At 71.9% G+C, this 24,170-nt stretch carries 23 protein-coding genes and 1 pseudogene; 17 read left to right on the top strand and 7 right to left on the bottom strand.

Annotation, left to right across the window (positions count from 1 at the left end; translation table 11 throughout):
* The 4 genes from murJ to HLB15_RS14795 form a co-directional block, all read left to right on the top strand.
* Positions 1 to 1,758: murein biosynthesis integral membrane protein MurJ (gene murJ, locus HLB15_RS14810; RefSeq protein ID WP_311979584.1), on the top strand; the 1,758-nt coding region annotated here is incomplete at its 5' end.
* Between the two features lie 120 nt (positions 1,759 to 1,878).
* The gene (gene pyrG, locus HLB15_RS14805) at positions 1,879 to 3,555 is read left to right on the top strand and encodes a CTP synthase (protein WP_171106533.1); all 1,677 of its coding nucleotides are present in this window, start codon (positions 1,879 to 1,881) and stop codon (positions 3,553 to 3,555) included.
* Positions 3,552 to 4,220, top strand: a complete 669-nt coding sequence (locus tag HLB15_RS14800) for an NUDIX domain-containing protein (protein WP_171106532.1) — start codon at positions 3,552 to 3,554, stop codon at positions 4,218 to 4,220. Before pyrG ends, HLB15_RS14800 begins: the two co-directional genes overlap by 4 nt.
* Before the next feature lie 106 nt (positions 4,221 to 4,326).
* Entirely contained in the window at positions 4,327 to 5,307 is a 981-nt protein-coding gene (locus tag HLB15_RS14795) for a hypothetical protein (protein ID WP_229785743.1), read from the top strand.
* Between the two features lie 72 nt (positions 5,308 to 5,379).
* On the opposite strand, the gene HLB15_RS24835 is transcribed toward HLB15_RS14795, so the two are convergent.
* On the bottom strand, positions 5,380 to 5,970 hold the full coding sequence (locus HLB15_RS24835; RefSeq protein WP_171106531.1) for a TetR/AcrR family transcriptional regulator: 591 nt from the start codon (positions 5,968 to 5,970) through the stop codon (positions 5,380 to 5,382).
* A 70-nt stretch (positions 5,971 to 6,040) separates the two neighbouring features.
* On the opposite strand from HLB15_RS24835, the gene HLB15_RS14785 reads away from it, so the two are divergent.
* Positions 6,041 to 7,213: an FAD-dependent monooxygenase gene (locus HLB15_RS14785; RefSeq protein WP_171106530.1), complete on the top strand. Its 1,173-nt coding sequence runs from the start codon at positions 6,041 to 6,043 to the stop codon at positions 7,211 to 7,213.
* Positions 7,214 to 7,228: 15 nt separating this feature from the next.
* On the opposite strand, the gene HLB15_RS14780 is transcribed toward HLB15_RS14785, so the two are convergent.
* Both HLB15_RS14780 and HLB15_RS14775 read right to left on the bottom strand, forming a co-directional pair.
* A complete protein-coding gene (locus HLB15_RS14780; RefSeq protein WP_171106529.1) occupies positions 7,229 to 8,155 on the bottom strand; it encodes a COX15/CtaA family protein in 927 nt (308 codons plus the stop codon).
* 76 nt (positions 8,156 to 8,231) lie between these two features.
* On the bottom strand, positions 8,232 to 8,957 hold the full coding sequence (locus tag HLB15_RS14775) for an SDR family oxidoreductase (protein ID WP_171106528.1): 726 nt from the start codon (positions 8,955 to 8,957) through the stop codon (positions 8,232 to 8,234).
* 80 nt (positions 8,958 to 9,037) lie between these two features.
* On the opposite strand from HLB15_RS14775, the gene HLB15_RS14770 reads away from it, so the two are divergent.
* Entirely contained in the window at positions 9,038 to 9,640 is a 603-nt protein-coding gene (locus HLB15_RS14770) for a TetR/AcrR family transcriptional regulator (RefSeq protein WP_171106527.1), read from the top strand.
* A 67-nt stretch (positions 9,641 to 9,707) separates the two neighbouring features.
* Here the strand turns inward: HLB15_RS14770 and HLB15_RS14765 are convergent, their stop codons facing one another.
* From HLB15_RS14765 to HLB15_RS14755, 3 genes are all read right to left on the bottom strand, one after another.
* Positions 9,708 to 10,922: a S8 family peptidase gene (locus HLB15_RS14765; protein WP_171106526.1), complete on the bottom strand. Its 1,215-nt coding sequence runs from the start codon at positions 10,920 to 10,922 to the stop codon at positions 9,708 to 9,710.
* A gap of 133 nt (positions 10,923 to 11,055) precedes the next feature.
* A complete protein-coding gene (locus HLB15_RS14760) occupies positions 11,056 to 11,805 on the bottom strand; it encodes an ABC transporter permease (protein ID WP_171106525.1) in 750 nt (249 codons plus the stop codon).
* Entirely contained in the window at positions 11,802 to 12,827 is a 1,026-nt protein-coding gene (locus HLB15_RS14755; RefSeq protein WP_171106524.1) for an ABC transporter ATP-binding protein, read from the bottom strand. Before HLB15_RS14755 ends, HLB15_RS14760 begins: the two co-directional genes overlap by 4 nt.
* Positions 12,828 to 13,017: 190 nt before the next feature.
* Between HLB15_RS14755 and HLB15_RS14750 the strand changes: the two genes are divergently transcribed.
* From HLB15_RS14750 to istB, 10 genes and pseudogenes are all read left to right on the top strand, one after another.
* Positions 13,018 to 13,788, top strand: a complete 771-nt coding sequence (locus HLB15_RS14750; RefSeq protein WP_171106523.1) for a helix-turn-helix transcriptional regulator — start codon at positions 13,018 to 13,020, stop codon at positions 13,786 to 13,788.
* The gene (gene sufB / locus HLB15_RS14745; RefSeq protein WP_171106522.1) at positions 13,788 to 15,224 is read left to right on the top strand and encodes a Fe-S cluster assembly protein SufB; all 1,437 of its coding nucleotides are present in this window, start codon (positions 13,788 to 13,790) and stop codon (positions 15,222 to 15,224) included. The genes HLB15_RS14750 and sufB overlap by 1 nt, the downstream gene beginning before the upstream one ends.
* A gap of 1 nt (position 15,225) precedes the next feature.
* A complete protein-coding gene (gene sufD, locus HLB15_RS14740) occupies positions 15,226 to 16,443 on the top strand; it encodes a Fe-S cluster assembly protein SufD (RefSeq protein WP_171106521.1) in 1,218 nt (405 codons plus the stop codon).
* Complete coding sequence (locus HLB15_RS14735) at positions 16,440 to 16,784, top strand: non-heme iron oxygenase ferredoxin subunit (protein ID WP_171106520.1); 345 nt, start codon at positions 16,440 to 16,442, stop codon at positions 16,782 to 16,784. The genes sufD and HLB15_RS14735 overlap by 4 nt, the downstream gene beginning before the upstream one ends.
* Positions 16,785 to 16,820: 36 nt before the next feature.
* Entirely contained in the window at positions 16,821 to 17,588 is a 768-nt protein-coding gene (gene sufC, locus HLB15_RS14730; protein WP_171106519.1) for a Fe-S cluster assembly ATPase SufC, read from the top strand.
* A gap of 29 nt (positions 17,589 to 17,617) precedes the next feature.
* Complete coding sequence (locus tag HLB15_RS14725; RefSeq protein ID WP_171106518.1) at positions 17,618 to 18,928, top strand: cysteine desulfurase; 1,311 nt, start codon at positions 17,618 to 17,620, stop codon at positions 18,926 to 18,928.
* 25 nt (positions 18,929 to 18,953) lie between these two features.
* Complete coding sequence (gene sufU / locus HLB15_RS14720; protein WP_229785744.1) at positions 18,954 to 19,433, top strand: Fe-S cluster assembly sulfur transfer protein SufU; 480 nt, start codon at positions 18,954 to 18,956, stop codon at positions 19,431 to 19,433.
* Between the two features lie 10 nt (positions 19,434 to 19,443).
* Positions 19,444 to 19,809, top strand: a complete 366-nt coding sequence (locus HLB15_RS14715; RefSeq protein WP_171106517.1) for a metal-sulfur cluster assembly factor — start codon at positions 19,444 to 19,446, stop codon at positions 19,807 to 19,809.
* A 254-nt stretch (positions 19,810 to 20,063) separates the two neighbouring features.
* Positions 20,064 to 21,206, top strand: a complete 1,143-nt coding sequence (locus HLB15_RS14710; protein ID WP_171106516.1) for a site-specific integrase — start codon at positions 20,064 to 20,066, stop codon at positions 21,204 to 21,206.
* Positions 21,127 to 21,890 (top strand): annotated as a pseudogene (istB, locus tag HLB15_RS14705) (IS21-like element helper ATPase IstB). The gene HLB15_RS14710 and the pseudogene istB overlap by 80 nt, the downstream one beginning before the upstream one ends.
* Positions 21,891 to 21,978: 88 nt before the next feature.
* On the opposite strand, the gene HLB15_RS14700 reads toward istB, so the two are convergent.
* Complete coding sequence (locus HLB15_RS14700; protein ID WP_171106515.1) at positions 21,979 to 22,200, bottom strand: hypothetical protein; 222 nt, start codon at positions 22,198 to 22,200, stop codon at positions 21,979 to 21,981.
* 244 nt (positions 22,201 to 22,444) lie between these two features.
* Here HLB15_RS14700 and HLB15_RS14695 point away from each other — a divergent pair, with 244 nt between their 5' ends.
* Entirely contained in the window at positions 22,445 to 23,767 is a 1,323-nt protein-coding gene (locus HLB15_RS14695) for a chymotrypsin family serine protease (protein WP_171106514.1), read from the top strand.
* Positions 23,768 to 24,170: the final 403 nt, after the last annotated feature.

The following is a 24,170-nucleotide window of genomic DNA, read 5'->3' as shown; positions in this document are numbered from 1 at the left end:
CCCCCTGGCCTCCCCGGGCGCGTGAGCAGGTTCTCCACGCTGGCGAGCGCCGCGCTGCTCGTCACCGTCGTCACCCTCGCCAGCCGCGTCGTCGGGTTCGGCCGCTGGCTCGCCCAGGGCTACTGGCTCGGGTCGGACGGCGTCGGTACCGTCTTCAACTCCGCCAACCAGCTCCCGAACCTGCTGTTCGAGGTCGCGGCGGGCGGCGCCCTGGCCGGCGCCGTCGTGCCGCTGCTGGCCGGGCCGCTCGGGCGGGCGCTCGCCGGGGGAACGCAGCAGGACGCCGACGCCGCCCGCGCCCAGACGTCCCGCAGCGCCTCGGCCCTGCTCGGCTGGACGCTCGTCGTGCTCGTGCCGCTCGCCGGCGTCATGGCGCTGCTGGCCCGCCCGATCATCGGCCTGACGGGACTCGAGGACCCGGTGCACGTCGACGTCGCCACCGGGTTCCTGCGCGTGTTCGCGGTCCAGGTGCCGCTCTACGGTCTCGCCGTCGTGCTGGGCGGCATCCTGCAGGCGCACAAGCGGTTCTTCTGGCCGGCGTTCGCTCCGCTCGTCTCGAGCCTCGTCGTCATCGCGGTGTACGCGGTGTTCGGGGCGCTGGCGCACGGCGACCAGCAGCGGGTCGCCGACCTGTCCGGGCAGGCGCTCGGCTGGCTGGCCTGGGGCACCACCGTGGGCGTGCTGTTCCTCGCGCTGCCGCTCGTCGTGCCCGTGTGGCGCACGGGCCTGCGGCTACGGCCCACCCTGCGCTTCCCCGGCGACGAGGGCTCTCGCGCCGCGCGCCTGGCGTTCGCCGGCGTCGGGGCGCTCGTGGCGCAGCAGCTGTCGGTGTTCCTCACGCTGCGCGCCGCCAACGCGGCGGGCGGAGACGGCACGCTGTCGGTCTACCTGTACGCGCAGCAGGTGTACCTGCTGCCGTACGCGGTGCTCGCCTTCCCGATCGCGACCAGCGCCTTCCCGCACTTCGCCGAGCACGCCTCCGCCGGGCGCATCGACGAGCTGCGCGCGCTGGTGGCGCGCACGACCCGCACGCTGCTGCTCGTGACGTCGCTCGGCGTCGCGGCGCTGGTCGCCGCCGCGCCGTTCGTGGAGCGGGTGTTCGACCTCATCGTGCGCGGCGACGCGCCCGGGATGGCCGTGGGCCTCATCGCGCTGGCGCCGGGCCTGGTCGGGTTCGCACTGATCCTGCACCTGTCGCGGGCGCTGTACGCGGTCGACCGGGGGCGTGCCGCCGTCGTGGCGACCGCGAGCGGGTGGGGCGTGACGGCGCTCGGGGCCGCGCTGACGCCGCTGCTGTTCCGCGGCCGTGAGCAGGGCGGCGGCTGCAACGCGCTCCTGTGCGCCCCGGACCTGCTGCGCACCGAGGTGATGGCAGTGCTCGGCGTGGTCGGCACGGCGGGCATGGTCGTGGCGGGTCTGGGGCTGCTGCTCGGCGTGCGCAGGCACCTGGGGCCCGGCGCGCTGACCGGCGTGTGGCGGGCCCTGGGCGCCCTGGTCGTCGCGACCGCCGTCGGGGCGGCGGCGGGTCTCTGGCTGACGTCCCTCGGGCCGGCCGGGCGACGGTCGTTCGGCTGGTTCTCCGGCGGGCCGCTCGCGAGCCGCCCCGAGGTCGAGTTCGACGGTGTCGCGTTCGCCACGAACCTCGGTCTCGGCCTCGGCGTCGGCCTGGCGGCTGCGGTCGTCGCCCTCGCGCTGGCCGTGCTGCTCGACCGCGACCTGCGCGCCTCCGCGCGCGTCCTGCTCAGGAAGTTCTCTTGAGAGGCTCGACTTAGCGAGCGTCCGGGAGCGGACAGGAGCACACTCGACGGGACCCGCCCCGACGACGTGTGCCGACGGTTACACCACCGGCACGCCATACCTCGGATAGGATGGAGTTCCGTGGTCGAACACCGAAGCAGTCTCCAGTCCCGTCATCGGTCCGGCGCCTCGACGCCGACCAAGCACATCTTCGTCACCGGTGGTGTGGCGTCCTCTCTCGGCAAGGGACTGACGGCCTCGTCGCTCGGTCGCCTCCTCCGCTCCCGCGGGCTGAGCGTCACCATGCAGAAGCTGGATCCCTACCTCAACGTGGATCCCGGCACCATGAACCCGTTCCAGCACGGCGAGGTCTTCGTCACCGAGGACGGCGCGGAGACCGACCTGGACATCGGCCACTACGAGCGGTTCCTCGACGTCGAGCTGCCCGCCTCGTCCAACGTGACCACCGGCCAGGTGTACTCGCGCGTCATCGCCAAGGAGCGCCGCGGCGAGTACCTGGGCGACACCGTGCAGGTCATCCCGCACATCACCGACGAGATCAAGCTGCGCATGCGTGAGCAGGCGTCCGACGACGTCGACGTGATCATCACCGAGATCGGCGGCACGGTCGGCGACATCGAGTCGCAGCCGTTCCTGGAGTCCGCACGCCAGGTGCGCCACGAGCTCGGCCGCGACAACGTGTTCTTCCTGCACGTCTCGCTCGTGCCGTACATCGGCCCGTCGGGCGAGCTCAAGACCAAGCCGACGCAGCACTCCGTGGCCGCCCTGCGTTCGATCGGCATCCAGCCCGACGCCATCGTGCTGCGCTCCGACCGCGTGGTGCCCGAGAGCATCAAGCGCAAGATCGCGCTCATGTGCGACGTCGACAACGAGGCCGTCATCAACTGCGCCGACGCGCCCTCGATCTACGACATCCCGCGCGTCATCCACTCCGAGGGCCTGGACGCCTACGTGGTGCGCCGCCTCGGCATGCCGTTCCACGACGTCGACTGGGACGGCTGGAGCCGCCTCCTGGAGCGCGTGCACGAGCCCGAGCACAAGGTCGAGGTCGCGCTCGTCGGCAAGTACATCGACCTGCCCGACGCCTACCTGTCCGTGACCGAGGCGCTGCGCGCCGGCGGGTTCGCCAACGACGCGAAGGTGGCCATCCGCTGGGTCGCCGCCGACGACTGCCAGACCCCCGAGGGCGCGCAGGCGTCCCTCGAGGGCGTCGACGCCGTCCTCGTGCCCGGCGGGTTCGGCGTCCGCGGCATCGACGGCAAGGTCGGCGCGCTGCGCTGGGCCCGCGAGAATCTCGTGCCCACGCTCGGCATCTGCCTCGGCCTGCAGTCCATGGTCATCGAGTACGCGCGCAACGTGCTCGGCTGGGCCGACGCGTCGTCGACCGAGTTCCACCCGACCAGCAGCCACCCCGTCGTGGCGACCATGGCCGAGCAGAAGGCCATCGTCGACGGCGAGGGCGACCTGGGCGGCACCATGCGCCTGGGCGCCTACGAGGCGTCGCTCACCCCCGGCTCCGTCGTCGCCACGACCTACGACGCCGAGAAGGTCTCCGAGCGGCACCGCCACCGCTACGAGGTGAACAACGCCTACCGCGGCGACCTCGAGGACGCCGGCCTGCGCATCTGCGGCACGTCGCCCGACTCGTCCCTGGTCGAGTTCGTCGAGCTGCCGGCCGAGACGCACCCGTACTACGTGGCCACCCAGGCCCACCCCGAGTTCAAGTCGCGGCCGACGCGCGCCCACCCGCTGTTCGCCGGGCTCATCGCGGCCGCGCTGGAGAAGCAGTCCGCATGAGCACCGACACCGGAACCGACGCCGCCGCGGCGGTCACGCCCGACGAGGTCACCGACGTCATCGACCCCCGCCCCGCGCGGCGGCTCGACGTGCCGTTCCAGGGCTTCGTCGTGGACATGGTCTCCGACGAGGTCGACCTCGGCGAGGCCGGCGGCATCGTGCGCCGCGAGTACGTCGACCACCCCGGTGCGGTCGTCGTCGTGGCCCTGACGGACGACGGCGAGGTGCTCCTGCTCCGGCAGTACCGGCACCCGGTCGGCGCCTTCCTCTGGGAGGCGCCCGCCGGGCTGCTCGACCTCGACGGCGAGGACCCGCACGTCGCCGCGGCGCGCGAGCTCGCCGAGGAGGCGGACATGAACGCCGCCACCTGGGACGTGCTGCTGGACCTCCTGCCCACCCCGGGCGGCAGCAACGAGGCCGTGCGCGTCTACCTCGCGCGCGACCTCAGCCCCGTGCCCGACGACGAGCGCCACGTCCGCGAGGCCGAGGAGGCCGACATGGTCGTGGTGCCCGTCCCGCTCGAGGAGGCCGCCGCGCTGGCGCTCGCGGGCCGCCTGCACAACGCGGCGACCATCGCGGGCGTGCTGGCCGCCGCGATCGGCCGCGCGTCGGACTGGGAGACGCTGCGCCCGGTCGACGCGCCGTGGGAGTACCGCAGGAACTGAGCGCCCGGCCTCGGCGTCCGGCCGGGTCCGCGCCCGGTCGGCGCGGGCCCGGGCCGCTCACCGGGCGTGTGATCACGGCGTCATCCGGCTGCGCTATTCTCCCCGCGTGACCTCCGAACCCGACATGCTTCCGAACGTTTCGTCCCTTCCCGCGTGGCTCGTTCCGTCCGTCTACCTGAACTGGTCCGAGGACTGGCTGGGGGAGGCGGTCGCGATCGCGACCCGGAGCCACGAGCACCGTCTGCCCGGCGGCGCCGACGGCCCGCAGCGCGGTGACGTCGTCGTCACCGTCGTGGGCTCCGAGCCGGGCATCGTCGCCGCGGTCGAGCTCATGGGCGCGAGCCAGGGCGAGGACTGGGTCAGCGACGAGGTGTTCGGCCCGGACAAGCCCGTCGTCTGGGACGACCTCTTCAACGGCGCGGCCGCCTACGCGCGGTCGTCCGGCTGGCTCCCGCAGGAGCACGCCCGCCTCGTGCTCGACGGCATCGCCCACCAGTACAAGCACGGCGTCACCGGCACGCTCGACGCGGGCGACTGCGAGAGCAGCCAGCTCTCGCCGAACCTGCACGTGCTGCGCCTGCTCGGCCACAAGCAGGTCGCCGGCGTCGACCTGCGCCGCGAGGAGCGCTGCGCCTCGTGCGAGCGGTTCGTCGACGTGACGCAGCTCGTGCCGCACGACGACGGCGCCCACACCGGCGAGACCGGCGAGCGCCCGCTGGCCGCCCTCATCGAGCAGACCTTCCTGGTGTGCGCGCCCTGCCACGCGCTGCTGCACCCGCACCCGGTCCTGTCGCAGCGTGCGCAGATGCGCCCGGCGTGCCCGTCGTGCGGTCAGCGGGGCGCCACCAAGCGCATCGTGTGGGGCCAGTCGGCGGACGCCGCGCGGCTCGAGCCGGACGTCGTCTACGGCGGCTTCGACACCCCCGTGCCGACGCCCGACTGGTACTGCCCGGAGTGCTACGCGAACTTCTCGTCGGGCGCCGTGGCGCAGCGCGCCCTGGGCGAGCTGCCCGAGCCGGTGCCGGTGGCCGCGGGTGCGGTCGCCGCGCCCGTGGACGGCGACGACCTCTGGACCCCCGAGGTCTGACCCGGCAGGTCACCCGGACGTGTCAGGCCCCCAGGTCACCTCGGTGACCTGGGGGCCGACCCGTGTCCGGGCTCAGGCGACCGACCGGGCCCCGGCGACGATCGCCCGGGCGAGGTCGTGCGGCGTCGGCGTGCCCGGCCCGCCGGGGGCCGTGACGAGCGCGAACAGCGCGCCCCCGTAGAGGGTGACGAGCAGCGCGGCCACCCTGGGCGGGACGTCCGAGCCCAGGTCGGCGTGCTGCCCCGCGGTGAAGGCGCTGGCGCCGCCCGCGAGGCGGGCGAGCGCGGCGGCGAGCGCGGGCCGGCGCCGGGACTCGAGGGTGAGCTCGAACACGGCGAGGTACCGGTCGCGCTGAGCGGACGCCGCGGCCTCGAGCGACGACGCGACGAGCGCGACGACGTCCGGGGCGGACCCGTCGGGTGCCTGCCGGAGCGCCGCGGTGTCGGCACGCTCCATGTCCGCGAGGTGCAGCTCCACGATCCGTTCCGCCGCGCCCACCAGGAGCTCCTCGCGGTCGCGGAAGTAGTTCGACGCCGTCCCGGCGGGCAGGCCGGCGGCCCGTTCGGCCGAGCGGTGGGTGAGCCCGTGGACGCCGTCCGAGGCGAGCAGCGTGACCGCGGCGTCGGTGAGGGCGCGGCGTCGGGCGGGGTTGTGACGGGGCACTTCCCGATTATGGCACCATGGGTACTACAACGATCGTAGTGGTATCCACCCGTGTCACCGAGGAGTGCCCATGAGCAGGAGCGCCGTCGTCGTCGGAGCAGGCATCGCAGGACTGACCGCGGCCAACGCGCTCCTGCGCTGCGGATGGGACGTGCGGGTGCTGGAGCGCTCGCCGGAACCCCGGACCACCGGCGCGGGCATCGTCCTGCTCGCCAACGCGCTGCGCGGGCTCGACGCCGCGGGCGTGGGCGACGCCGTGCGCGCCATCGGCGAGCGCGCGTACCCGGGAGCTCTCCGCGACGCCGCGGGGCGCGCGCTCGTCGAGGTGTCGCCCGAGCAGATCTCGGCGCGGCTCGGCACGGTCGCGATCGCGTTCCACCGGCCCCTGCTGCAGGAGGCGCTGCTGCGCGGCCTCGGCGATCTGCCGGTCACCTACGGCGCCGCGGCCGCCGAGGTGGACCCCGGCGATGCCGGGCGGCCCGCCGTCGTCACGCTCGAGGACGGCTCGACGGTGGAGGCGGACCTCGTCGTGGCGGCCGACGGCGTCCGCTCGCGCCTGCGTGGTGCCGTCGCGCCGGGCGCGGCCGAGCCTGTCTATGTGGGCTCGACGACGTGGCTCGCCGTGCTCGACAACCCGGGCGTCGAGGCGATGTCGCAGACCTGGGGCCCGGGCGGCGAGGTGGGGCTCATCCCGCTCGGCGACGGTCGTCTGTACTGGTACGCGACGCAGGTCGGGCCCGCGGGCCGGCCGACCGGGGACCCCGCCACCGACCTGGCCGCCGCCCGGACGGCCTTCGCCGGCTGGCACGACCCGATCCCTGCGGTGCTCGCGGCCACCGCCCCCGAGCAGGCGCAGCAGCTCGACCTGTACGGCTTCGCACGGCCGCTGCCGCGCATGGCGCACGGCCGGGTGGCCCTGGCCGGGGACGCGGCCCACGCGATGCCGCCGAACGTGGGACAGGGTGGCTGCCAGGGGATCGAGGACGCCGTGGTGCTGGCGGCGTCGGTGTCGGGGACGGACGGCGTGGTCGACGGGCTCGTCGCCTACGACCGCGTGCGCCGCCCGCGGACCTCCGGCGTGCTGCGCGCGGCCTGGGCGAGCGCCCGGGTGGGCGAGCAGCTGCGCAACCCTGCCCTGGTCGGGCTGCGGAACGCCGCACTGCGTGCGCTCCCCGCACGGGTCATGCTCGACGGCATGGCGCGGTTCGCGGGGTGGACCCCGCCGGCGCTGCCGGTGCGGTGACTCGGGCGCGTCGGCTCAGGCGCGCACACGCGTCGTCAGCCACACGCGCGTGGTGCCCGCGATGAGCGCGGCAGCGCCGATCATGTGCAGCCCGACGAGCAGCTCGGGCAGGTCGGTGAAGTACTGCACGTACCCGATGAGACCCTGCGCGAGCGTGACGACCAGCAGCACGACGGCGGCGCGGCGCACGGCCGCCGGGCCGCGGCGGGTGACCACGAGGAAGGCGACCAGGGCCACGAGGAACGTCCAGACGGCCGCGGCGTGCCACTTCGTCAGCAGCGCGGGGTCGAGGGCGAACCGGTAGCCGACCTCGGAGTCGCCGCTGTGCGGGCCGGCGCCCGTGGTGAGCACGCCGAGCACGACCACCACGGCGGTCAGGACCGCCAGCGCCCAGGCCAGCGAACGCGTCCGCGGGCCGACGACGAGCGTGGGCGCGCCGTCGCCCTCGTCGTGCCGGTGCAGCACGTACAGCGACGCCGCCACGAGGGCGGCCGAGACGCCGAAGTGCAGGGAGACCCAGCCCGGGTGCAGGTGCAGCAGGACCACGACGCCGCCGATGACGGCCTGCGCCAGGACCGCGACGATCGGGACGAACCCGAGCACGCGGTACGACAGCGACCGCTTGAGGTCGGTCCAGACCAGGACGGCGAGGAGGATGCCGATGACGCCGAGCACGCCGGTCAGGGTGCGGTTCCCGAACTCGATGTAGGGGTGGAGCGTCGTCGCTTCGTGGAACTGCGGCGTGAAGCTGCCCGGCTCGCACTGGGGCCACGTGGAGCAGCCGAGGCCGGAGTCGGTGAGGCGCACGGCGCCGCCCGTCCCGATGATGCCGATCTGGCCGACGAGGTTCGCGACGAGCACGACGCGGGTCCAGCGGCGGAACCGGTCCACGCGCCCGGCGAGCGCGGCGGTCCAGGAGGTCGGGGCGGCGGTTGCGGTCACGGGGTCCACGGTAGTGCCCGACGACAGGGCCCCGCCCCGCGCGCGGTGTGATCTGCGCCCGGGGCGGGGAGGGGGCTCACGGCTCGAAGGCGCCGAGCTGCTCGTCGAGCCAGGGGTAGAGCTTCTCCGACGGGTCGCTCAGGCGGGACTTGAGCTCCCGGGTGGGCTCGTCGGCGTGGATCTCGAACAGGCCGGCGGCGAGCCCGTCGTACGCCTGGGCGACGACGCTCTCGGGGCTCACCTTCGGCACGTCCCACCGGGCTCCCATGGGGGTGTCGACCATCCCGACGAGGAGGCCGGCGACGTGCGTGCCCTGGTGCTGCAGCACCGTCCGCAGCCCGTTGGTGGCCGCCCACATCGCCGCCTTGGAGGCCCCGTAGGCGGTGGGGACGGGGGTCCAGGCCGCGGCGGACAGGATGTTCAGCAGGGCGCCGCCGCCGTTCGCCGCGAGCACGGGCGCGAACGCGGTGGCGACGCGCAGGTTGCCGAAGAAGTTGGTCTCGAAGACGCGGCGGACCTCGTCCTCCGGCCCGGTGAGGTAGTCACCGGGCGGGGCGATGCCCGCGTTGTTGATCACCAGGTCGACGTCGGAGGCCGCAGCGGCGGCGCGCGCGGCGTCCTCGGGCACGGTGAGGTCGAGGGGGAGCGGGCGGATGCGCTCGTCGTCCCACTGCCGGGGCGTGCGGGCCGCCGCGTGGACGGCGCGCGCGCCGCGCTCGAGCGCCTGCTGCACGAAGTGCTGACCGAGGCCGCCGTTCGCGCCCGTGACGAGGATCGTGCGCCCGTCGAGTGACTGGTCCATCTATACTCCTTGCTCATCTGGGGACTTTCCCCGGATCGAGTATGTGGGGAGAGTCCCCACTTTTGCAAGAAGGGTCCGTCATGCCTGCTGCCCCCGGTCCGCCCGCTGCCCGGACGACCCGGCCCCTGCGGGCCGACGCCCGCCGGAACCGCGACGCGATCCTGCGGGCCGCTGTCGAGACGTTCGCGGCCGAGGGCGTGCTCGCGCCGTTGGACGGGATCGCCCTCCGGGCGGGGGTCGGCAACGCGACGCTCTACCGCAACTTCCCGACGCGCGACGACCTGCTCGCCGCGGTCATGGAGGAGTTCATCGGCCGGTCGCTGGAGGAGGCCGACGAGCTCGCGCGCACGCTCCCGCCGCGTGCGGCGCTCGTCGAGTGGCTGGTGCTGCTGGCGTGGCAGCTGCGCATCTGGCACGACCTGCCGTACTGCGTCGCGACGGCGTACGACGACCCCGAGTCGTCGCTGTTCTCGGCCTGCAACCCCGTCCTGGTGCGGACCGGCGACCTGCTCGACGCCGCGAAGGCGTCCGGCGACGCGGCGGGCTCGGTGACGCGCGAGGAGGTCTTCGAGCTGGCCACCACGCTGTCGTGGGGCGTCGACCGGTTCGGGGACGACCAGGAGGCGGCCCGCCGGCGCGTCGAGATGGCGACGGCGGGCATCTTCGCCCGCCGTCCCGCGTAGCCGCCCCGGAAGACGACGGGACCCCGGCCGTGGCCGGGGTCCCGTCGTGACGGTGGGAGGAGAACCGTCAGAGGCCGCTCACGGTGAGCAGCAGGTTCGGGGAACCCGTGCCCGGGTCGGACACGACGCCCTCGAGCGCCGAGCCGGTGAGCGTGTCGGCGACCTCGGCCGGGGTGGCGCCGGGGTTGCCGCCCAGCACCAGGGCCGCGGCGCCCGCGACGTGCGGCGTGGCCATCGAGGTGCCGGAGATGGTGTTGGTGGCGGAGTCGCCCGTGTGCCACGCCGACGTGATGGCGCTGCCGGGCGCGAAGATGTCCACGCACGAGCCGATGTTGGAGTACGGCGCGCGGGCGTCGTCGTCCTCGGTTGCGCCGACGGTCAGCGCCTCGGGCGTGGAGCCCGGCGAGCCGTCGCACGCGTCGGCGGCGTAGTCGTTGCCCGCGGCGAGGGCGAAGGTCACGCCGTCGGCCACGGCGGCGGACACCGCGTCGTTGACGGCCTGCGAGAAGCCGCCGCCGAGGGACATGTTCGCCACGGCCGGCTCGCCGGCCTGGTGGTCGGCGGTCACCCAGTCGATGCCCGCGATGACGCCCTCGTAGCTGCCGGAGCCGTTGCAGTCGAGCACGCGCACGCCGACGAGCGAGACGTCCTTGGCGACGCCGTGCGCCGAGCCGCCGACGGTGCCCGCGACGTGCGTGCCGTGGCCCGCGCAGTCGGTGGCGTCGTCGTCGCCGTCCACGGTGTCGGTGCCGCTCACGGCGCGGCCACCGAAGTCCTCGTGGGTGGTCAGGATGCCGGTGTCGACGATGTACGCCGTGACGCCGCTGCCCGAGTTCCCGTAGGTGTACGAGTCGTCGAGCGGCAGGCTCTCCTGGTCGATGCGGTCCAGGCCCCAGGAGGGCACGGGCGACTGCGTGTCGGTGGCCGTCATGACGCGGTTCTGCTCGACGTAGGCGACCGAGGGGTCCTCGGCCAGCCGCTCGGCCTGCGTCTTCGACATCGACGCGGAGAAGCCGCGCACCGCGGTGGTGTACGAGTGGCGCACCTCGCCGCCGTACTCCTGGACGAGGCTGCTCGCCGCGCTGCGGACCTGCGCCTTGCCGACCTCGGCGTCCTTGAGGATCACGATGTAGGAGTCCTCGACGAGCGCGCCCGCGACGGGTGCGGGTGCGTCGTCGGGGGTCGCCGCGGTCACGGCCGCCGCGGCGGGTGCCGCCGCGAGAGCGATCGCGATGCCTGCACCGACGATCAGCCGACGGCGGTTGCTGTGAGTGGAAGTCACGCTGCCTCCCTGGGGGATGTAGGTGAAGTGAACCCTAAATGGGCGGATTTCACCCGCATACCCTACGAATTGGTCATACCACCGGGATATGCGCGGTTCCCCGGAAGCTCGTACGTGCGGGCGGTGCCTGGCCTCAGTGCCAGCGGAAGAGGCGGGCGGCCCCCGCCCCCAGCGCGGCCGTCCAGGCCAGCAGGACGACCACGGAGAAGGCCGGCACGGTGCCGTCCAGCAGGGCCCCGCGCATCGCCTCGCCGAGCGCACCGGACGGCAGCAGGACCGCCACGTGGGCGAGCGGTCCGGCGAGCTGGCGGGCGGGCAGCAGCACGCCGCCACCGACCGTGAGCAGCACCAGCACGAGGTTCGCGACGGCGAGCACGCCCTCGGCGCGCAGGATGCCCGCGAGCAGCAGCGCGAGCGCCGTGAACGCGGCGGTGCCCAGCAGGCCCGCGCCGAGCGCGGCGCCGAGCGCGCCCCCCTCGGGCCGCCAGCCGAGCGCGAGCGCGACGCCCGCGATGGCGACGACCTGCACGACCTCGACGGCGAGCACGCCGAGGATCTTGCCCGCCAGCAGCCCGCTGCGGCCGAGCGGCGTCGTGGCCAGCAGGCGCAGGACGCCGTTGCGGCGGTCGAACGCGGTGGCGATCGCCTGGGAGGTGAACGCCGTCGACATGACGGCCAGGGCGAGCACGCCGGGCGTGACGAGGTCGATGCGCGACAGCCCGCCGGTGTCGAGGTCGATGAACGACGTGCGCACGAGCGCGACGAGCACGAGCACGGGCAGCACGAGCGTGACGAGGAGCTGCTCGCCGTTGCGCAGGATGGCGCGGGTCTCGAACGACGCCTGGGCGGCGACGCGGCGGGCGACGGGTGCCGCTGCGCTCATCGCAGGTTCCTCCCGGTGAGGTCGAGGAAGACGTCCTCGAGCGTGCGGGCGCCGCCGGTGGTGACCGACCGGGCCAGCACGCCGTGCTCGGCGAGCCACGCCGTGACGGCGGCGAGCGCCGCCGCGTCGACGGGGCCGGTCAGCAGGTAGACGCCGGGCTCGGGCTCGGCGGCGGTCCATGCCGTGTCGCGCGTGTCGCGGCCGGTCGCCGGGGCCGCGCGCAGCCCGTCGAGGTCGAGCCCGGGCGTGGCCTCGACGCGGACGGTGCGCGTGCCGGCCGGGTGCCCGGACCCCACGCCGTCGGTCAGCTCGCGCACCGTGCCGGACGCGATGACCCGCCCGTGGTCGACGACGTGCACGTGGTCGGCGAGGTCGGCGGCCTCGTCCATGAGGTGCGTGGTGAGCACGATCGCGACGCCGTCGGCGCGCAGCTCGCGCACGAGGTCCCACACCGCGCGGCGGCTCTGCGGGTCCATGCCGGCGCTGGGCTCGTCGAGGAAGACGACCTCGGGGCGCCCGACGACGGCGGCGGCGAGCGCGACGCGCTGGCGCTGCCCGCCCGACAGGCGGCGCACCGTGGTGCGGGCGAAGGCGTGCAGGCCGAGGCGCTCGGCGAGCTCGTCGACGGGGCGCGGGGCGGCGTACATGGCTGAGACGTGGCGCAGCAGCTCGAGCGCGCGCACGCCGGTGGGCAGGCCGCCGTCCTGCAGCATGACGCCGACGCGCGGGCGGAGCCTGCGGGCGTCGGCGACGGGGTCGAGCCCGAGCACGCGTACGGTGCCGGCGTCGGGGGAGCGCAGGCCCTCGCAGCACTCGATCGTGGTGGTCTTGCCCGCGCCGTTGGGGCCGAGGACGGCGGTCACGGCACCGGGCCGGGCGGCCAGCTCGAGCCCGTCGACGACGGCGCGCCCGTCGTAGCGCTTGACGAGGCCGCGTACCCGGACGGCGGCGTCGTCGGGGGCCGCGGGTGAGGCGGCGTCCGCCGGGGCGGGTTCGAGCGCGGTCGCGTCGGACAGGGGCACCGCACAATCGTAGGCGGCGGTGCGTGCGCGGCGTGCGCGGTGCGTGTGAGATGTGTCGCGATCAGCCTCTACTGAGGCTCACCTTCCTTGCGAAACTCGAATTAGGGAACAAGGATGTTCTCAAAAGCACGCACGCGAGGGCGGGTCCTCGGGTCGGCGTGCGCCCTGGGAGCGGCGAGGAGGTGACGACATGAGCGCATCGGCTCAGGTACCCCCGGTCCACGTGGCGAGCCACGAGACCGACGGTACGACGCGCCGCCGCGTGCTCGAGCTCGTCGCGTCCCGCGGTCCGGTCACGGCCGGGTCGCTCGCCGCCGTCCTGGGGCTCACCGCGCCCGCCGTCCGCCGGCACCTCACGCTGCTGGAGGAGGACGGCAAGATCGGCGTCCACGAGGCGTCGCCCGCCGGCACCCCGCGGCGCGGCCGGCCGGCGCGCCGGTACGTCGTCACGAGCGGCGGCCAGTCCGAGCTCGCCGGCGGCTACCAGGAGATCGCGCGCCAGGTGCTCCGGTTCCTGCGCGAGACGGGTGGCAGCGAGGCCGTCGCCGGGTTCGCGCGGCAGCGGTTCGAGGCCGTCGCCCGCAGCTACGCCCCGCACGTCACCGCCGACACGACGCAGGGCCGTGCGGCCCAGCTCGTGCAGCTCCTGTCCGCCGACGGCTTCGCGGCCTCGGTGCGCCCCGTCCCCGCCCCGCTGACCGGCACGTCGGCCGGCCGCGCGGCCGGTGCGGTGGCGCCGGCGGTCCAGCTCTGCCAGGGTCACTGCCCGGTCCAGCACGTGGCCGAGGAGTTCCCCGAGCTGTGCGAGCAGGAGGCCCGCGCGTTCAGCGAGCTGCTGGGCTCGCACGTGCAGCGGCTCGCGACCATCGCGGGCGGCGCGCACGCGTGCACCACCAACATTCCCGTGAACATCCCGGTGAACCAGACCAACCCCGCCACGACCCCCACCGAAGGAAAGTGATGAGCGCAGAGACGCAAGCGCCAGAGCAGCGCTCCGACGAGGAGATCATCGCCAGCATCGGCGCGTACGAGTACGGCTGGCACGACAGCGACGAGGCAGGCGCGTCCGCGCAGCGTGGTCTCAACGAGGACGTGGTGCGCAACATCTCGGCGCTCAAGAAGGAGCCCGAGTGGATGCTGAACCAGCGTCTCAAGGCCCTGCGCCTGTTCGGCAAGAAGCCGATGCCGAGCTGGGGCTCCGACCTGTCGGGCATCGACTTCGACAAGATCAAGTACTTCGTGCGGTCCACCGAGAAGCAGGCCTCCTCGTGGGAGGAGCTGCCCGAGGACATCAAGGCCACGTACGACAAGCTCGGCATCCCCGAGGCGGAGAAGCAGCGCCTCGTCGCCGGTGTCGCGGCGCAGTACGAGTCCGAGGTCGTCTACCACCAGATCCGTGAGGACCTGGAGGAGCAGGGCGTGATCTTCGTCGACACCGACACGGGTCTGCGCGACTACCCGGAGCTCTTCCAGGAGTACTTCGGCACGGTCATCCCGTCGGGCGACAACAAGTTCGCCGCGCTGAACTCGGCCGTGTGGTCGGGCGGCTCGTTCGTCTACGTGCCGCCGGGCGTGCACGTGGAGATCCCGCTGCAGGCCTACTTCCGGATCAACACCGAGAACATGGGCCAGTTCGAGCGCACGCTGATCATCGCGGACGAGGGCTCGTACGTGCACTACGTCGAGGGCTGCACCGCGCCGATCTACTCGTCCGACTCGCTGCACTCCGCGGTCGTCGAGATCGTCGTCAAGAAGAACGCCCGCGTGCGCTACACGACGATCCAGAACTGGTCGAACAACGTGTACAACCTGGTCACCAAGCGGGCCACCGCCGCTGAGGGCGCCACCATGGAGTGGGTCGACGGCAACATCGGCTCCAAGGTGACCATGAAGTACCCGGCGATCTACCTGCTGGGCGAGCACGCCCGCGGCGAGACGCTGTCCATCGCCTTCGCCGGCGAGGGCCAGCACCAGGACGCCGGCGCGAAGATGGTCCACGCCGCGCCGAACACGTCCTCGTCGATCGTCAGCAAGTCCGTGGCGCGCGGCGGCGGCCGCACGTCCTACCGCGGCCTGGTGCAGGTGCTCGAGGGCGCCTCGCACTCCGCGTCCAACGTCCTCTGCGACGCGCTGCTGGTGGACCAGATCTCCCGCAGCGACACCTACCCCTACGTCGACGTCCGCGAGGACGACGTCTCCATGGGGCACGAGGCCACGGTCTCGCGGGTGAGCGAGGACCAGCTGTTCTACCTCATGTCCCGAGGTATGGAGGAGACCGAGGCCATGGCCATGATCGTGCGCGGGTTCGTCGAGCCCATCGCGCGCGAGCTGCCCATGGAGTACGCACTCGAGCTCAACCGCCTCATCGAGCTGCAGATGGAAGGGTCCGTCGGCTGACATGACTCTCACGACCGATCACTCGCGCGCTGTTGCCGACGGCGCCCACACCCACGGCGCCGTCAAGCCGGAAGGCTCGCGGGCAGAGCGCCGCACGTCCTTCTCCCTGGACGAGATCCCCGTTCCCCACGGCCGCGAGGAGGAGTGGCGGTTCTCGCCCGCCGACCGCCTCCAGCCGCTGTTCCAGGCCGACCTCGGCACCACCGGCGTCACCGTCGAGGTGACCCCGGCCCCCGAGGTCACCGTCGAGACCGTCGGGCGCGACGACGCCCGCCTCGGTACCGCGGGCAAGCCGGGCGACCGCACCGCCGTCACGGCGTGGAACGGCTTCGAGCAGGCCACCGTCGTCACCGTGCCCGCGGAGGCCGTCGCCACCGGCGTCACCTCCGTGCGCGTCGAGGGCGTCGCCAAGGACGCCACCGCCACGCACGTGCTGGTCCGCGCCGAGCGGCACTCCCAGGCCATCGTGGTCCTCGACCACGCGGGCGACGCCACCCTCACGGAGACCGTCGAGATCGTCGTCGAGGACGGCGCGCACCTCACCGTCGTCAGCGTCCAGGACTGGGCCGACGGCGCCGTGCACGCCTCCTCGCACCGGGCCCGCCTCGGCCGCGACGCCAAGCTCAAGCACGTCGTGGTCACCTTCGGCGGCGACGTCGTGCGCATCACGCCCGACGCCGAGTTCACCGGCACCGGCGGCGAGGTCGAGATGGTCGGCCTGTACTTCGCCGACAACGACCAGCACCAGGAGCACCGCCTCTTCGTGGACCACGCCGTGCCGGACTGCACGTCCCGCGTGACCTACAAGGGCGCCCTGCAGGGCTCCGGCGCGCACACCGTCTGGGTGGGCGACGTGCTCATCCGCGCCAACGCGGAGAACACCGACACCTACGAGCTCAACCGCAACCTCGTGCTCACCGACGGCGCCCGCGCCGACTCGGTGCCGAACCTCGAGATCGAGACCGGCGAGATCGCCGGCGCCGGCCACGCCAGCGCCACCGGCCGGTTCGACGACGAGCAGCTCTTCTACCTCCAGGCCCGCGGCATCCCCGAGGTCGAGGCCCGCCGCCTCGTCGTGCGCGGCTTCTTCGCCGAGCTCATCCAGGAGATCGGCGTCGCCGAGGTCGAGGAGCGCCTGCTCGCCTCCATCGACGCGGAGCTCGAGAAGTCGATGAGCGTCATCACCGGCGCCCCGGCCGTGGAGGCACCCACCGCATGACCGCCCAGCTGGCCTGCATGACGGACGACCTGGGGCCCGAGGAGGCCATGCTCGTCGAGCTCGACGGTGCCGACGGCGCCCCGGTGCCGGTCACCGTCGCGCGCGACGCCGAGGGCACCTTCCACGCCATCTCGGACATCTGCTCCCACGGCGCGGTCTCGCTGTCCGACGGCGAGGTCGAGGGCTGCCTGGTCGAGTGCTGGCTGCACGGGTCGCAGTTCGACCTGCGCACCGGCCAGCCCGTCCAGCTGCCCGCGATGCGCCCCGTCCCGGTGTACCCCGTGACGATCGAGGGCGACAAGGTGCTCGTCGACATCGACGTCACCGTGTCCGCCTCCTGACCCCCTGACTTTTCCCTGAACCTGGAGACAAGCGATATGCCCACCCTCGAGATCCGCGACCTGCACGTCAGCGTCGAGACCAAGGAAGGCCCCAAGCCGATCCTGCGCGGTGTCGACCTGACGATCGCCAGCGGCGAGACCCACGCCATCATGGGCCCCAACGGCTCCGGCAAGTCCACCCTCGCCTCGGCGCTCGCGGGCCACCCCAAGTACACCGTCACCTCGGGCACCGTGACGCTCGACGGCGAGGACCTGCTCGCGATGACCGTCGACGAGCGCGCCCGCGCCGGCCTCTTCCTCGCCATGCAGTACCCGGTCGAGGTCTCCGGCGTCTCGGTCGCCAACTTCCTGCGCACCGCCAAGACCGCCATCGACGGCCAGGCTCCCGCCCTGCGCACCTGGGGCAAGGAGGTCCGTGGCGCGATGGAGAACCTGCGCATGGACACGTCCTTCGCCGAGCGCTCGGTGAACGAGGGCTTCTCCGGCGGTGAGAAGAAGCGCCACGAGATCCTGCAGATGGAGCTCTTCAAGCCGCGCTTCGCCATCCTCGACGAGACCGACTCCGGCCTCGACGTCGACGCGCTGCGCATCGTGTCGGAGGGCGTCAACCGCGCCAAGGACAACACCGACGTCGGCGTGCTGCTGATCACGCACTACACGCGCATCCTGCGCTACATCAAGCCCGACTTCGTGCACGTCTTCGTCGACGGCAAGATCGCCGAGGAGGGCGGCCCGGAGCTGGCCGACCGCCTCGAGGAAGAGGGCTACGACAAGTACCTCGGCGCGGGCGCCGTCTCGGCCTGAGCCACCGCCACGTACTCGAGGGGAACACCATGACCACCACCGCTGCCGTGCGACCGGACGAGTCCGGCTCGCTCACCACCTCGGAGCTCGCCGCCGTCCGCGCGGACTTCCCGCTGCTCGAGCGCACGGTGCGGGGTGGCAGGCCCCTCGTGTACCTGGACTCGGCCGCCACCTCGCAGAAACCGCAGGTCGTCCTCGACACCGAGGTGGACTTCTACGAGGAGCGGAACGCCGCCGTGCACCGCGGTGCGCACCAGCTCGCCGAGGAGGCCACCGAGGCGTTCGAGCAGGCGCGCGCGGCCGTGGCCGCGTTCGTCGGCGCCGACGAGGGCGAGATCGTCTGGCAGCCCGGCGCCACCGCCGCGATCAACGTCGTGGCCTACGCGTTCTCCAACGCGACCCTCGGCCGCGGGGGAGAGGCGGCGGCGCCGTTCCGGCTCGCGCCCGGCGACGAGATCGTCGTCACCGAGGCCGAGCACCACGCCAACCTCGTGCCGTGGCAGGAGCTGTGCGCCCGCACCGGCGCCGTCCTGCGCTGGATCCCGGTGGGTGACGACGGGCGGCTCGACCTCACCGACCTCGGCACCATCGTCACGGAGCGCACGAAGGTCCTCGCCTTCGGGCACGTCTCCAACGTGACGGGCGCGATCGCGCCCGTCGAGACGCTCGTCGCGGCCGCGCGCCGCGTCGGGGCGCTCACCGTGCTCGACGCGTGCCAGTCGGTGCCGAACCTGCCGGTGAGCTTCCACGAGCTCGGCGTCGACTTCGCCGCGTTCAGCGGGCACAAGATGCTCGGCCCCACCGGCGTCGGCGCCCTGTACGGGCGGCGCGAGCTGCTCGAGGCCATGCCGCCCACCCTGACCGGCGGGTCCATGGTCGAGGTCGTCACCATGGAGTCGACCACCTACGCGCCGCCGCCCCAGCGGTTCGAGGCCGGCACCCAGATGGTCGCCCAGGCCGTCGGCATGGGCTGCGCGGCGCAGTACCTCGGGGAGCTCGGCATGGAGGGCGTGCTCCGGCACGAGCAGGAGCTCGCCGCCGAGATGCTGAAGATCGCCGACATCCCGGGCGTGCGGGTCATCGGTCCGCTCGACACCGCGGACCGCCTCGCCGTCGTCTCCTTCGTGGTCGACGGCGTGCACGCGCACGACGTCGGGCAGGTGCTCGACGACAAGGGCATCGCCGTGCGGGTCGGCCACCACTGCGCGCAGCCGCTGCACCGCCGGTTCGGCGTGGCCGCGACGGCGCGCGCGTCGGCGTCGGTCTACACGACGGTCGAAGAAGTTGCCGCGTTCCGGGAAGCCCTGGCGGGGGTCCGGGCGTTCTTCGGTGCAGAGTGATTTTTCGATCGAGAGAGGCCGCGGCGTGAGCACGCTCGAGCAGATGTACCAGCAGGTGATCCTGGACCACGCGAAGCACCCCGTGGGCCGGGGCCTCGTCGACGCCCCGGCGGACGAGGGTCACCTCGCGGGGGAGTCGCACCAGGTCAACCCGACGTGCGGGGACGAGGTGACCCTCCGGGTCGACGTCACGCCCGAGGGTGCGGTGGCCGGCGTCTCCTGGGAAGGCCAGGGATGCTCCATCTCGCAGGCGTCCGTGTCCGTCATGACCTCGCTCGTGCAGGGCGTTCCCCTGTCCGAGGTCGAGCGGCTGGACGGCCTGTTCCACGACCTCATGTCGTCCCGCGGCAAGGGCCTGGACGACGACGACGCGGAGGACGCCCTCGGCGACGCGACCGCCTTCACCGGCGTGTCGCAGTACCCCGCGCGGATCAAGTGTGCGCTGCTCGGCTGGGCGGCGCTCAAGGACTCGCTGGCGCGCAGCGGCGCGCTGGCCACGAGCTGAGGAGAGAGCCATGACCGAGTCGACCGAGTCGACCGACACCGGGCAGGATGCGGTGGCCGCTCCTTCGCCGACGACCGTCGTGGACGTCGAGGAGGCGCTGCGCGACGTGATCGACCCCGAGCTGGGCATCAACGTCGTGGACCTGGGCCTCGTCTACGGGATCCAGGTGGACCAGGCCAACCACGCCACCATCGACATGACGCTCACGTCGGCGGCGTGCCCGCTGACGGACGTGATCGAGGACCAGAGCGCGCAGGCGCTCGAGGGGATCGTGGACGGGTTCCGCGTGAACTGGGTCTGGATGCCGCCGTGGGGTCCGGAGAAGATCACGGACGACGGCAAGGAGCAGCTGCGGATGCTGGGGTTCAACGTCTGAGGATCGAGCAGGTCAGGCGGCAGGCTCCTGAACTCGGAAAATGCCGCCTGACCTGGTGATTCTCTTCCAGGCTCGTGAGACGGAAGTGGACAGAAGTGGCCTTGTGGGGCCACCTGAAGTCCCACTGAAGTCCCACGGCCTCGAGGGTGAGTCTGCAGGTGGCGGGCCATGCTCGGGCTGTGCGTGGGGGCCCCGAAGGCCCACCGGGGACGGTTGGCGTGGTGGGTGCACCTGGTGGGCGAGAGGACCCACCAATGGCACGCAAACCTTCCCGTCGTACCTTCGGCCTCATCGAGGAGCGCAAGAGCCCGGTGACCGGTGCGGTCACAAGCATCCGGGCTCGGTACACCGGCCCGGACACTGAGAAGCACCACCGATCGTTCGGCGACAAGATGGCGGCCGAGGCGTGGCTCAACGCAGAGCGCATTCTCATCGATCGTGGTGAATGGACACCTCCGAAGGCGCGTGAGTTGGCAGCGCGCATCGCGCAGCAGCGCTCCATCACGTTGCGTGAGTGGGCGCGACGGTCGATCGAGGGCAAGCGTCTGCGCGGCGGTACCCGCCGTCGGTACGAGACGGCGCTCGAGAAGCGCATCCTTCCGGAACTGGGCGACATCCCGCTGAAAGACCTGACCCGGCTCGACGTGACCAACTGGTACACCAAGTTGGATTCGACGCTTGCCGAGGAAGCACGGTCGCGGAACTGGTATGGCCAAGAGAAGTCGGACGGCCGCGGCGCGCTGTACTCGGCCTATCAGACACTGTCCTCGATCCTGAACGACGCCGTCGAGCACGAACTGCTTGATGCTTCGCCGGCGAAGGTCAAGGGCGCCCTTCGGTACAAGGCCCTGCATGCGCCGATCGTGGTGACTCCAGACCAGATGTGGCGGATGACCGAACTGATGCCGGACTACCTTCAGGCGATTGTGCCGTTGGCCATCACCACGGGACTTCGCAACGGAGAGCTGCGAGCACTGCAGCGGCAGCATCTTGAGATTGAGGACGCGACGCGGGCGAAAGTGACGGTGCGAGGAACCGCGGCGAACCAGAAGATCGCCGGCCAGTACAACCAGATCGGCCCACCAAAGACTGACGCCTCCTACCGGGACGTGGCGATACCGTCGTTCGGAGTACCAATCCTCAAAGAGCACCTGGCGTCTTTTTCGCAACCTGGACGCAATGGCCTGGTCTTCCCTGCAAAGCGCGGAAAGGTGCTGCACGCTTCGATCGTCGAGCGGAACTGGGCTGTGGTCCGCGTGGCTGTAGGGCTGGACGAACTGCACTTCCACGACCTGCGGCATACCGCCGCGGCGGGGGATGACCGAGGAAGCAGCCGACGCCTCGATCGACCAGGCCTGCCGAATGCTGCGCCTGCCCACGATCCGCACTCATTTTGAGGCGAACGCCGATGCGGCGGCGCGTGAGCAGATGACCTACCGCGGGTTCCTGGCCGAGCTCCTGCTGGCCGAGTGCGACGACCGCGCCCGCCGACGCTCCGAACGGCGGATCAAGGCTGCCGCGTTCCCCCGGACCAAGACGCTGCGTGAGTTCGACTTCGAGGCCCACCCAAATGTCGATCCGGCGACGGTGAACACCCTGGCGACCTGTGACTGGGTGACGCGCGGCGAACCCCTGTGTCTGATCGGGGACTCCGGCACCGGCAAGTCCCACCTCCTGATCGCCCTGGGACGGAGGCCGCGATGGCTGGGCACCGGGTCAAGTACACGCTGGCTACCCGGCTGGCCAACGAGCTGGCCGAGGCCGCCGACGAGATGACCCTGACCAAGACCATCGCCCGCTACGGGCGTGTCGATCTGCTCTGTATCGATGAACTTGGTTACATGCAGCTGGACCGCCGCGGCGCAGAACTCCTCTTCCAGGTCCTGACCGAACGCGAGGAGAAGAACTCCGTCGCGATCGCATCCAACGAGTCCTTCGCGGGCTGGGCCAAGACCTTCACGGACCCCAGACTCTGCGCCGCGATCGTCGACCGGCTCACGTTCAACGCGACCATCAACGAGACCGGCACCGACTCCTACCGCCTTGCCCACTCCGCCCACGCAGCCCGCAGTACAGCGTGAGAAATGGCCCGCATGCGCCAGGACCAGACGGTCGGCGACGAGCCGTTGCCATACACAGCCGAGACAGCCGCCTCGGTCACCAGAAGTGTCAGCCGGTCACTGTTTCGACTGCCTTCACTTCCACGACCACAGGCAGATCGAGCTGGTCGCTGACCTGGTCGGCGACCGCGCAGAGGTCGTCCCGGGTGGCTGGTGGGTGCAGCCCGACGTGGATCGTCCCGTCCTGCGCCTGGTAGGCCAGGGAGGTGTCCGCATGATCAGTGTCGTCGAGGATCGGGACCAGGTCCTCAACGACATCGATCCTGGTCACTTCGGCACTCGCCTGCGGTCCGCGAGAACAACTTGAGCCGGGCGCAGCATCGCCTGACGCACAACCACTCAGAACCGCGGCGGTCGCCAGAGACGTAATCGCAAGCAGCGCGGGGGGTGATTTCGTGGGCGATTCCTTGAAGCGGCGCGGAGTGTCCTGTTTCGTGGAGCGTGTCCTGAAAGTCAGAGATGCCTCAGGAGGTCTGGTGAAGCTCCAACGGAAAGGAAGGCTCCAGGTCGCGGCCGTGGCAGCACTCACAGTCGCATTCGCGACGCTCGGGATCTCGAGCGCAGCCGGTGCGGATGTCGAATCCGCACCCTCAGGTGACGATGAACGACCCATCTCCCTCACCCCGGTCGAGTCTGTAGACGGACTCCGGCCCCAGCTCACAGCCGAACAGTTGGACTACATCATCGCAGCCCAGGAGAGCCTGGCCAAGGTTCCCGGGTTCGGGTACGTTCGCTATGACAGGCAGACGCATGCGGTCGCGTTCGGCTTTGCTGGACACGCTCCCGAGAAGGTGCAGGCTCTGGCGGCGACCGCGCCAGACGGGCTGACGGCCTCGATCGAGCCCGCGGACTACACGGCCAAGGAACTGCAGGCCGGAGTCGATGCGGTGATCGCCGCACCGCAGTACGACGGCAAGATCACCAAGGCCTACACCGGCAGGGACGGTGTGCATGTCGTGGTCGACGAGGAGTCTGCACTACGCGCGACGGGCGCCGCAGGCGTGGCCGATGCGATCGAACGGGACGTCACCCAAGGCGTCCCAGTCCACGTCGAGTTCGGATCGGCGCCGGTTCAAGCGTCACGAACAGCGCACGCAGGACCGTGGGCAGGCGGAACGTCCATCTACGCCGGCAACTACACCTGCACGACCGCGTTCGCGGCGCTCGGTGCGGTCGGCGGGATCCCCGCCCAGCCAGGGATCCTGACGGCTCACCACTGCACCGACCCTCTACCGTCAGGAACGATATTCCGTCACAACTCCATCCGGAGCTTCGGGACGGCGGCCATCGAAGCACCCCTAGGACCAGGGGGCGTCCGCGCCGACGCATCGTTCGTGCGGACATCAGACTCCGGACAGGGCGCGGTCTATATCGGCGACCTGACCAGCAACGTCGGCATCTCCACGACGGGCATCGTCGCAATGCCTGCGGAGGGGATACCGATCTGCTATTCCGGGCTTCTGTCTGCCGGGGACATCACCATCCCCAGCACGCCCGGGCAGGGGGCCACATGCGACCACATCGTCGAGGCGACCTATGCCGTCTGGGACGTCGGAGTCGGGTACTACTACGGCCCCGGGTTCCTCACCCACCACGCCAACCACAACCGGTCAGTAGGCCAGGGCGACAGCGGCGGGCCCGCGTTCATCCCCGTCCTGGACGAGAACGACAACGTCGTCGCCTACGCCGCGGGCATCATCTCCGCGATCAGCACCAACAGCGACTTCACCACCTGTCAGGGCACTACCACCCCGGGTAGATCCTGCAGCGACGAGGTCATGGCCCAGGCGTTCAGCTACGTCTGGGAGACCATGCCCGTCTCCGTCGTACTCAACTGACGCCCAACAGCCCGGTGGTGGCCAGCATCGAGTGATGTCCTGGCTGCCACCGGACTGCTCCACGGCACTCCTCGATGACTGCCGTCGGCTCGGCTGGCCGGGTCCCACTGCAAGAGCAGCCGGGCATAAGTCCGGCCCCTCGAACCACCAGGGCCCCGGCAAAGTCATGACTGTAGGAGTGCGTGGATGGGCCGGTCGATGTCTCTGGCGTGATGACGTAGGGCTTGGGCGATGTTGTCCCAGCCGGCGTGGCGCAGGATCGCGATAGCGGGGGGCCTGACCCTGGTTCTTGGACACGCTGATTCCAGCATCTGCTGGGGAAGCGAGATGATCAGGAACTATGGCCAGGAAGAACTACTCCGAGGAGTTCCGTCGCCAGGCCGTGGACTTGTACGAGTCCACG

Source organism: Promicromonospora citrea (assembly GCF_013004695.1).
Taxonomy (GTDB): Bacteria; Actinomycetota; Actinomycetes; order Actinomycetales; family Cellulomonadaceae; genus Promicromonospora; species Promicromonospora citrea.
This window is presented reverse-complemented; position numbering and strand designations above follow the sequence as displayed.